Below are 10,116 nucleotides of genomic sequence, written 5' to 3' on the forward strand. Positions count from 1 at the left end.
GTCCCGGTCCCGCCCTTCACGGTGTTCCTCCACCCCTTCGATGCGATGGTCTACTTCAACTATGCCATCCCGGATGGGCCCCTCACGGGAGACGTGCACGAGCCCTTGAAGCGGCTGCGGGAGGCGTTCCAGGAGCGGAAGCGGGTGCCTCGCTTCGAGTACGTCGCCGAGTTGGCGCCAGCCCTGGAGGAGACGCTCCTCGCCCACGGCTTCCGGCGGGAGGCCGAGGCGCGGTTGATGGTCTGCACTCGGGAGAGCTTCACCCCGGTCCCGGTGCCGGAGGCGCTCACGTTGTCGGTCCTCACGCCTGCCTCCCCTCGTGAGGAGGTGCGTGCGTACTGCATCGCCGCGCGTCAGGGCTTCTCCCAGGGGGAGTCCTATGAGGTCCCCGAGGAGGAGATCTCCAAGATGCTGGGGGAGCTGAAGGAGGGGAGTGCGGTGCTCGGGCGGGTGGAGGGGCAGCCCGCCGTGGTGGGCATGTTCACGCCGCTCCATGCGGGCATCGCCGAGGTCGGGGGAGTGGCGACGATCGAGCGATTCCGCAAGCGGGGACTCGGCACCGCGCTGACCTCTCGCGTGGTCCAGGAGGCCTTCGATCGCGGCGTGGACGTGCTGTTCCTCAGCACCATCACCGAGGAGGCCGGCCGTATCTACGAGCGGGTGGGATTCCGCTTCGTGACGCGGATGCTCTTCATGGTGGACGCCTCGCACCCGGAGGGAGCCTGGCTGCCCACGTAGGGGTGGGACGAAGTGCTCGGCTCTTCCTCCACCAGCCGAGCGGGGATGCGCTGTTTGTGCCCAAACGTGTTGCTGGGTCTACTTGATAGGCATCGGCCGCGCGTACAACGTCAACAGCGCCTACACGTGGTCCTTCACCGTCCTCCCGGGCACCTGCCTGACGGTCCGGATGACCGGCTCGGGTGACCCGGACCTCTATGTGCGCTTCGGGGGCCAGCCCACGCGGACCTCGTTCGACTGCCGTCCCTACCTCAGTGGCGCCATCGAGGACTGCTCGCTCCAGGTGCCGCCCGGGCAGAGCCGCGCCGACGTGATGGTGTACGGCTATGTCGCCGGGACTTTTAAACTCGACGTGAGCTACACCGCTCCCTGAGTGCGGATTTTTCTCAACCGCGCGCGGGCGCGGTAGGTTGGTGGGGAGATGGAGACTCACCTCGCTCGCGTCCTCGTGTGCCTCGCCCTCGTGTGCTCGGGAGGGGTGTCCGCGGCGACTGGGACGGAGACCTCGAAGCAGCTCGAGTCGCCGGCGACTCGGACCGTGCTCCTGCTCGGTGACAGCCTGATCGTCACCAGCTTTGGCGAGCACCTGGAGACGTTGCTGAACGAGCAGCCGGGGATCCGCGCCGTGCGGCGAGCGAAGTCCTCCACGGGGCTCGCGCGTCCCGACTTCTTCGACTGGATGGCGGTCGGTCGCGAGGAGGTCGAGCGTCACCGGCCCGATGTCGTCGTCGTCATCATGGGCGGCAACGATGGGCAGGGGCTCACGGACGGCAAGGGCAAGGCGCGGATGCAGTGGGGCGCGGCCGGCTGGACGTCCGCGTACCGCCAGCGCGTCGAGGACTTCCTGGGGATTCTCGCGGCGCCCGGCCGGAAGATCCTCTGGGTCGCCCTGCCGACCACGGGGCTGAAGAACTTCGAGCGCAAGCTGGGCGTCATCCGCCCCATCCTTCGCGACGCCGTCTCGGCTCGCGAGGATGCGCTCCACCTCGACACGAAGTCCTTCTTCCTCGACGCGACGGGAGCCATCCTGCGCGAGGCCCGGGTCGACGGCTTCCGCAAGCCCATGCGGCTGAAGATGGAGGATGGGGTCCACTTCACGCTCGCGGGCGGCCGGTACTTCGCCACCAAGGTCTACCCCTCGGTCATGGGACTGCTCGGGCCCGGCGAGGGCTCGCCGTCCGTCCCCTCGGAGCCGGGCAATGTCGCCACCGCCCCGCCTCCGCTGGAGGAGGTCGGTGAGTCGGAGTCATCGGTCTGCCGCGAGGCAGATGCCGTCTCGGAAGTGCCGATGATGTCCGTGGCCTCCTGCGAGCCGTGAGCGGGTGGGGGTAGCACCCTGACTCCGGCCCTCGGGGATGGGCCGTGTCGGAGCTCATCCGCTCACGCCGGCCTTGAGACGCACGGACTGGTGCTGGGCGAGCGCGCGGCGCAGCTTGGCGGCGAGCACCTCCATGCTCACGGGCCGTACCAGCACGTCATCGGCTCCGGCCTCCAGTCCCGCGGTCACCTCCGCCGGGTCCTGGCTGGCGGCCAGGAGGAAGAGGGGCAGGGTGGCCGTGGCGGGAGCGGCCCGCAGCGCGCGCAGCACCGCGTGCACGTCACCCTCCGGCAGCGGTGAGGCGAGGATGCCGGCCTGTGCCCCCGAGGCGAGGGCCCGCTCCGCCTCGGCCCGCGAGTGGGTGAACTGCACGGTCAGCCCCTCCTTCCTCAAGCGGAGCTGGAGGGCCGTGGCGGTGGCCGGGTCTGGCTCCAGCACCACCACACGGGCGGCGGCCGCCGGGGCCGGCATGCTCTCGGCCAGTTCGGTGGCGAGCGCTTCCACGGCGGAGCCAGGCAGGTGCGGGTCCTTGCGCAGGAGCGCGAGGGCCTCGGCGCTCTCGGTGGGGCCAGGCCGGGGGCTCTGCACCTGGAGGACGAAGGACGCCGCGCACAGGGTCGCCGCCGCCAGCCGGCCCGGGGGCGCCTTGCCCCGGCCTCCTTCGGGGAGGATGGCGGCAAGCAGCTCCAGCACCTCGGGGTGCTCGCTGCCCAGCAGGGTACGCACGCGCGCGAGAGAGGGGAGGATGAAGCGTTTCGGCTCCTCCATCCGCGCGGCCAGGATGAGGGCCTGGGCGGCCGTGCCCGCGAGGGCCTCCTCGAGGCTGCTGGCCCCCAGGCGCGTCGCCGTCCCACGGGTGAGCCGCACGAGGAAGGGGGCGAGCGCGGCACTTCCGCCGAGCATCGACAGGGCCCCCTCAAGCAGTCTGGACTGGGCGCTCCGCAGCCGCGCGAGGGGCCCTCCTTCTCCGGCGAGCGAGGCCCCGAAGGGCAGGACGCGCACGTCGAGGTTCGGGTGGGCGGCGCGCAGCCGGGCCGCCAGGGCCGTGGGGGCCTCCACCTCGTCCTCGGCCACGAGGACCAGCTCCGGGCCACCGCGCGCCAGGGCCTGCTCGACGTCGGCCGCGGGGCTGGCCGCCGCGCTGAAGCCCTGCTGGAGCAGCAACTGCATGGCCGTCTCCCGCAGCTCGAGGGAATCGGCGACGACGAGCACCAGGCGGGGGGTCGGGCCGGTGCCGATCGACAGTGCGGGCAGGCGCGGGGGGGCCGGTGTAGCGTGGACGGGGGGGACCGCCGCGCGAGCCAGTTGCTCCTCCTCGAACTGGAGGATCTGCCGGCCCATGAACTGCTCGGCGAACTGGATCACGCGCTCGCGGGTGGGCGATTCGATGTCGGCGGCCTCCAGCACCACCAGGGAGTCGCGGGCCGAGTAGAAGCGGTGGATGGCGCGGCGGATGGCGAAGTCCGAGGCCAGGATGCCCTGGACGGCGAAGGAGCCGACGGCGAACTTCAGCGCGTCGAGTGCCTTGAGGTCGCGCGGCTCGAGCACGGCGCAATACAGCTCCTTGCCCCGCAGCACCACGGGCACCGCGCACAGCCGCTCGCACAGCTCCCGGGGCACCAGCTTGAGGACGTCCTCCGGGGGGAGCTCCATTGTCTGGAGTTGGTTGTCGGAGATGAAGACGAGGTGGCCTTGCTCGGCGAGCGCCCGCGTCAGGTCCTCCGGGTCGACGAGGCCCTCGGCGACGAGCACCTGGCCCAGCTTCTGGCCGGGCTGCTTCTTCTGAAGGGCGAGCCCCTCCTCCAGCCGGGAGGCGGAGAGCATCCCGCGCGCCACGAGGATGTCGCCAAGACGCCGCGCGGCGCGTGCGGGGGGCGGGCTGTTGGGGCGGGGCACGGCGACCGGGGTCGCGGGGCGCGAGGGCTCCTCGGGAGGACTCCGGGGCGGCTCGGGGGCCTTGGGCTTGGCGCTGGCGCTGGCGCTGGCGCTCTGGGGTGTCCCGGTCGGGGTGCGCGCCGGCTCCCGGCTCTCCAGCTTGATCTCCCCCAGGTGCTTGCCGCTCTTCAAGTCCTCCAGGGCCGAGGGCCGCTCGGGAAAGAGGCGGGAGAAGAGCTGGGCGATGTCGGAGGTGCCCACCCGGAGCCGGTGCTCGAAGAGGAAGCCCTGGAGGGCATCGGAGAGCTCGCTCGCGGTGTGGATGCGCGAGGCCGGTGAGGCGGCCAGGGCCTTGAGCAGCACCGTCCACAGCGGCGCGGGCACGCCGGGAATGGGCGGGAGGTCGCGCTCGTCGAAGGCGCCAATCTGTTGGACGACCTGGAGGTAGGCGGTGCCCTCGAAGAGCTGACGGCCCGCGAGCAGCTCATAGAGGAGCAGCCCCAGCAGGAAGATGTCGCTGCGCTGGTCCACGACGCGGCCCAGCACCTGCTCGGGCGACAGGTAGTTGACCTTCCCCTTGAGCACCCCTGTCTGCGTCTCCGGGTGGTCATCGGCCACCTTGGCGATGCCGAAGTCGGCGAGCTTGACCTCCCCCGTGCTGGAGATCATCACGTTGGAGGGGTTGATGTCGCGGTGGATGATGTTGAGGGGGGCGCCGGACGGGTCGGTGCGGGCGTGGGCGTAGGCGAGGCCCTCGGCGATCTGCTGGACGATGAAGCAGACCTCGCGAATGCCGAGCGACACCTTGCGCTGGCGGGCCATCTTGAGGAGGGTGCGGAGGTTCTCTCCGTCCACGAACTCCATCACCATGTAGTACTGCTTCTGGCTCGAGCCCAGGTCGAGCACCTGCACCACGTTGGCGTGCTGGAGCGCGACGGTCACCCTGGCTTCGCGCAGGAACAGGTCGATGAAGCGCGAGTCCTGGGCCATGCTCGGGAGGATGCGCTTGACGGCCACGGGCTTCTCGAAGCCCTCGGCTCCCACCATTCTGGCGAGGAAGACCTCGGCCATGCCTCCGGTGGCGATCTTTCTGACAACCCGGTAGGTACCCAAGCGCGACTCCCAGCTGCGGTGAGCCCCCCGGATGAGGGTGGCCAGTCGCCCCACGTTAGCACGCCGCCCAAGGGGACTCGGACGCCTCCTGGGCCGGATGGGGGGAGCCCGCCGTCACTACGACCGATTTGCAGCCTTCAGGGCTGGGCCGTGCCGGCGCTGGTGGAGGCGGGGGCCGGAGCTGGCCTCTTGGGCAGTACCGAGCGGCGCGGACCCCGGATGGCGTAGTTCAGCAGCATGGTCGCGGGGAGGAGCATCCCCAGCCCCTGGGTGAGGTCGGCCGGTGGATGGACGATCGCGCCGAGCGCCATCGCGGTGAAGAGCAGACCACAGACCAGACGGATGAGGAGGGAACTCACGAGGGGGTGTCCTTGGAACGGTGCGCCCCATGATAACCAGCGGTTCGCACCGTGCACGTCGGCCCCTCGCCGAGCCAGGCGATAACTGCTCGGACGGCCTCCTCGCGCCGGCGGGAGGACTCCTTCTCGGCGAGCTGCGAGGTCGTGGCGGTCATGAGGTGGAGCCTCCCCCCTGGGCGGCGCCAGCGGAGGACGGAGCGGGCGGGTCGCCCAGCGCGGTGAGCAGGGACGCCAGCCCCTCACGCGTAACGGTGCGGGGCGCGCCCTCGGGGAGGAGCACCGGCGCGCGGCGGCGCGCCAGCAGGGCGATGAGGGCCGAGGACGTGCTCGGTCCATCGCTGCTCTCCAATCGTCCGCTCAGCGCCTCCGCCTTCGCCCGGAAGCCCGGCTCCTCGCGCAGTCGCGCCACCGCCCGGCGGACGTTCTCCTCGGAGAGCGTCTGGAGTGGCTGGAAGAGTCCGGCCCCGAGGTGCTCGATGCGCCGCGCGTTGTCGTGCTGCTCGCCTCCCACCGGCACGATCAGCAGGGGTTTACCCGCCGCCAGCGTCTCGTTGGTGCTGTTGTTGCCTCCGTGGCCGATGACGAGGTCCACCTTTGGCAACAGGTCCACCTGGGGAACGCGGCGGAAGAGGAGCGCGTTGGAGGGCAGGGGCCCGGAGGCGAGGCGCGGGTAGGCCGCTCCCGCGCTCACGATGGCCTGGATGCCCGGCGTGTCGAGCCCCCGGAGGAGGGTGCGGAACACGTCCGGCTTGTCGTTGAAGACGGTGCCGAGCGACACGTACACCTTGAAGGCGTCCGCGCGCAGCTTGTCGAAGGGGAAGCCCTCCGCATCAGTGCCGCGCCGGGTGGAGAAGCAGGGGCCGACGAAGAAGCAGCTCGGGCCGAGGCCAGTGCGCGGCGCCTCGATGGCCTCATGGCTCATCACCAGGTTGAGCCAGGGCGAGGCGGGAGTCCGCAGCACGTCCTCCGGGCCCGGTCCCAGCCCGAGCGCGCGTCGGACCTTCCCCATCTTGCGAGCCAGATGCGCGAGCAGCTCCGCCTCGGTGGCCTCGGCGCGCTGGAGCTCCGGCCCCTCGGTGCCGATGGGCAGACCGCTGCCCCAGGGCGGCACGCCCTGCCCGCGGAAGGGGAGGCCGCTGTGGTAGACGGCCACCCAGGGCAGTCCCAGCTTCTCGGCGGCGAGGATGGCCGGGTAGAAGGCGAAGTCAGCGACCAGCACATCCGCGGGTTGGCGCTCCAGCCGGCGGAGGATGTCGCGCGTGGTCGCCTCCGCCCCCGAGGTGAACAGCTCCAGGGCGATCCGCGTCTCCTGGTAGCCGGTGCTCCGGGCGAGGCGGATGGCGTGGAAGATGACGCCGAGCGCCGGGCGGAGCCGCTCCAGCGGCAGCCCCGCGCGCTCCACCATCGCAGGCACATCCACGACGTTGTTGAGGATGTCGGGCTTCAGCCGGAACCCGAGCGAGGGGCCGCCCGGGATGAAGAAGCGCGAGCGGTGTCCTTCGGCCCGCATCCGCAGCGCCGTGGAGAGCAGGGTATTGAGGTGGCCCACCGTGGGGTGGCTCAGGAAGGCGATCTCGCTCATGAAGGAATTATGGACGAGCGCACCCTTCCGGGCGAGCGCCACCACCTTGGTATCCACGTCACGCGCTCACCGGCCCTTGGGCTCCAGGCGGAGCGGCAGGGCCAGCGGGCCTCGAGCGATGATCGACTGCGACCAGGAGATGTCCCGCCGCACGAGGGAGAAGTCGCGGATGCGGGAGAAGATCGCCTCCAGTCCGAGGCGGGCCTCCATCCGGGCGAGCATCGCTCCGAGGCAGAAGTGGGGGCCGTGGCCGAAGGAGAGGTTGCTCTGGCTCTCGCGGTCGAGGCTGAACCGATCCGCCTGGGGGAAGCGGCTCTCGTCGCGCATGGCCGCGCCCATCAGGACGACGACGAGGGAGCCGCGGGGCACGGTCACCCCGGAGAGCTGCACGTCCTCGGTCGTCAGCCGGAGGCTGCTCTGCCCTGGCGCCTCGTAGCGGAGGACCTCCTCGATGAGTCGGGGGATGAGCGTCGGGTCCGCGCGCACGCGAGCCGCTTCCTGGGGATGCTCCGCGAGGAGGAACATCGTGTTGGCGAGGAGGTAGACGGTCGTCTCGACTCCGGCCGGCAGCAGCCCGAAGAGGAAGCTGAGGAGCTCCTCGTGCGTGAGCGACTCCACGCGGAGCAGCTCGCTCACGAGATCCTCTCCGGGCCTGGCGCGGCGCTCATCGATGAGCGCATTGAAGCACTGCTCCATCTCCACGAGGCTCTGGCGCACCTCGGCCATGCGCTGGGGCGAGGGCTGGCTGGCGGGGATGCTGACCAGATCATCCGCCCAGCGCTTCAAGGTCGGGACCATGGAGGGATCCAGTCCGAAGAAGAGGTTCAGGACGCGGGCCGGGAGGAGCAGGGCGAACTCGGCGACGAAGTCCACCTCCTGGCGGCGCGCGAGGGACTCGGCGAGCTCCTCGGCGATGGCGCGGATGCTCGACTCCAACCGGACCAACGCCGCGCCACTGAAGGCCCGGTTGACCATGCTGCGCAGCCGCGTATGGTCCGGCGGATCCTTCATGACGAGGGAGCCCGCCGTGGGGTTGCGGTCCAACCAGGGCGGCAGGAAGCTCCGGCCCAGGCCCTCCGACGAGAAGCGCCGGGCATCCTTGAGGACGGCCACCACGTCGTCGTAGCGGCTGATGGCCCACATTCCTCCCGGCTCCACCTGGCACACGGGCCTTCGTCGAAGCTCGGCGTAGAGCGGGTAGGGGTTGGCCCTCACTTCGGGGGCCATCAGGTTCAGGGTCGGAGTCATCGCGGGTATCCTCTCGAGGCAGGGGTTCTGCACGGCAAGAGGGCAAACCCCGGGCCAGCCGATGCGGACCCGTGCGCTCAGAGGGTCCGTGCGACTCGGGACCGCGAGAGGACCCGGGCGGGTCGGTCGAATCGACCGAGAGGGTCGTTCAATCTGGAAGAGGCGCGGAGGGACTCTCGGGGGTGATAGAAGGACGCCTCCCCGCCATGTCCTCCCCGAGCGAGCTGCACCGGCGTCTTCACGAGAACCAGCTGACCATCGCCTCCAGGCATCGGGGTGGCATGGCTCGCCGGCCGGATGGCGTCGAGATCCTCAGCGAGGATGAGGAGCTGCGCTATCTCATCCTCGAAGCGCCACTCGCCGGGCCTCTGCCCGACGGTTGCCACTCCATCCGTGTGATGCCCTGGGCCGGGGATCTCTCCCGGCGGCTCCTCGCGCTCGGCTTCGGACTCCAGGGGGGGCTGCTCTACATGTCGCTCCGACGGGAGCTGCCGCCTCCTCCGGAGCTTCCTGGCTACCGGGTGGAGCGCGCGCTCACCCCGGAGGCGCTCGCCACCTTCACCGAAATCCAGTTCAGCGCCTTTCCCACGCTGGCGGATGCGCACAATCGCCGCTTCAACTTCCTGCTGGCCTCCCAGCTCCGCAACGTGGATGACCCCTCGCACTTCTACCTGCTGGGCCACTTCGGGGGCCGGGCGGTCTCCGCGGGGTTGCTGCTGCGCACCGAGGGGGTGGGCGGCATCTACAGCCTCGCCACCCTGGCGGAGCACCGCGGCCGGGGCATGAGCCGGGTGCTCATCTCGCATCTCGTGGACGAGGCCCGGCGCGGCGGGTGTGACGTCATCGCCTTGCAGGTGAGCTCCGGCTCACCCGCCGAGCGGCTGTACCGGCGCCTCGGGTTCGCGCCGGAGTTCGAGGTGCTGCTGTACGGGCGGCGCTGACCGGGCGCTAGAAGACGCGGACACCGTCTCGACCTGTTTTCGGATGCTGGCTGAAAAACAGGTTTTACGCGTAGTCCATGGAGAGCGAAATGTATTCCTGCACTCCCAGAGAACCCGTCTTCGCGCCGCGTTGATCTGGCTTGGGGCGGTTGGGCTTTGTTGGGAATGAAATCATCCTGCCGAAGACGTTCCCAGAATGGGCTCGGGGTTGGGGCGGGGACGGAGGATGCGACGGGTCCAGCTTCGGATATCCTCCGTCAGACTCCCGTCTCGCATCGGTCGCGAGGGTGGCGAGGCATGTCCCGTTGCCACGGAAGGACCGCATGATCCGGTTGATTCAGTTGAGGAGATCGTGGGGGCTGCCGAACGTCAGCCCGCCGTGCATGAAGCTGGAGACCTGGCTGCGCATGGCGGACATTCCCTACGTGGTGGCGCCGCTGGACATTGGCAACGCTCCCAAGGGGAAGATCCCCTACATCATCGACAAGGACGGGGTGCGGCTGGGCGACTCGACCTTCATCATCGAGCACCTCGCGGCGCAGTTCGGGCGGGATCCGGACTCCGGGCTGACGCCAGGGCAGCGCGCCATCTCCATCGCGTTCCGCCGGATGATGAAGGAGAACTTCTACTGGATCATCATCCAGGCTCGTTACAAGGACGAGCACAACTGGAAGGTCTACCGGCAGCTCCTGATGGACCAGCTGGACGGGGTGCCGCAGGATCATCGGCCCATGGTGGGGGACATGTACCGCCAGCGCATGCTGGGGCAGATGTACGGCCACGGCATGGGTCGCCACACGGCGGAGGAGGTGTACCGCATCGGTATCGCGGACATGCGGGCGGTCTCCGATCAGCTGGGAGACAACCCCTACCTCCTGGGGGAGCGGCCCACTACGGTGGATGCCACCGTGTATGCCTACCTGGCCAACCTGATGCAGACCC

At 70.0% G+C, this 10,116-nt stretch carries 10 protein-coding genes; 5 read left to right on the forward strand and 5 right to left on the reverse strand.

All coding sequences use genetic code 11. From position 1 onward, the window contains the following. The 3 genes from VF697_RS20900 to VF697_RS20910 all read left to right on the forward strand — a co-directional run. Positions 1-738, forward strand: a 738-nt coding sequence (locus tag VF697_RS20900; protein WP_331097631.1) for a GNAT family N-acetyltransferase, incomplete at its 5' end; no start/stop codon positions are given. A gap of 82 nt (positions 739-820) precedes the next feature. Next, entirely contained in the window at positions 821-1,111 is a 291-nt protein-coding gene (locus VF697_RS20905) for a PPC domain-containing protein (protein ID WP_331097633.1), read from the forward strand. A 48-nt stretch (positions 1,112-1,159) separates the two neighbouring features. Further along, on the forward strand, positions 1,160-2,056 hold the full coding sequence (locus VF697_RS20910) for a DUF459 domain-containing protein (protein WP_331097635.1): 897 nt from the start codon (positions 1,160-1,162) through the stop codon (positions 2,054-2,056). A 54-nt stretch (positions 2,057-2,110) separates the two neighbouring features. On the opposite strand, the gene VF697_RS20915 is transcribed toward VF697_RS20910, so the two are convergent. From VF697_RS20915 to VF697_RS20935, 5 genes are all read right to left on the reverse strand, one after another. Beyond that, positions 2,111-5,098, reverse strand: coding sequence for a protein kinase domain-containing protein (locus tag VF697_RS20915; RefSeq protein WP_331097637.1), 2,988 nt, complete (start codon positions 5,096-5,098; stop codon positions 2,111-2,113). Positions 5,099-5,181: 83 nt separating this feature from the next. Then, a complete protein-coding gene (locus tag VF697_RS20920) occupies positions 5,182-5,403 on the reverse strand; it encodes a hypothetical protein (protein ID WP_331097639.1) in 222 nt (73 codons plus the stop codon). Further along, a complete protein-coding gene (locus VF697_RS20925; RefSeq protein ID WP_331097641.1) occupies positions 5,400-5,558 on the reverse strand; it encodes a hypothetical protein in 159 nt (52 codons plus the stop codon). The genes VF697_RS20920 and VF697_RS20925 overlap by 4 nt, the downstream gene beginning before the upstream one ends. Next, positions 5,555-7,042 carry a glycosyltransferase gene (locus tag VF697_RS20930; RefSeq protein ID WP_331097643.1) on the reverse strand — a complete coding sequence of 496 codons (1,488 nt, stop codon included), beginning with the start codon at positions 7,040-7,042 and terminating at the stop codon, positions 5,555-5,557. The genes VF697_RS20925 and VF697_RS20930 overlap by 4 nt, the downstream gene beginning before the upstream one ends. A gap of 9 nt (positions 7,043-7,051) precedes the next feature. Then, positions 7,052-8,233, reverse strand: coding sequence for a cytochrome P450 (locus VF697_RS20935; protein WP_331097645.1), 1,182 nt, complete (start codon positions 8,231-8,233; stop codon positions 7,052-7,054). Positions 8,234-8,439: 206 nt separating this feature from the next. Between VF697_RS20935 and VF697_RS20940 the strand changes: the two genes are divergently transcribed. Together VF697_RS20940 and VF697_RS20945 are read left to right on the forward strand one after the other, a co-directional pair. Beyond that, positions 8,440-9,174 carry a GNAT family N-acetyltransferase gene (locus tag VF697_RS20940; protein WP_331097647.1) on the forward strand — a complete coding sequence of 245 codons (735 nt, stop codon included), beginning with the start codon at positions 8,440-8,442 and terminating at the stop codon, positions 9,172-9,174. A 323-nt stretch (positions 9,175-9,497) separates the two neighbouring features. Continuing rightward, on the forward strand, positions 9,498-10,116 hold a 619-nt coding region (locus tag VF697_RS20945), incomplete at its 3' end, for a glutathione S-transferase family protein (protein ID WP_331097649.1).

Source organism: Archangium sp., from assembly GCF_036388035.1.
Lineage (GTDB): Bacteria > Myxococcota > Myxococcia > Myxococcales > Myxococcaceae > Archangium.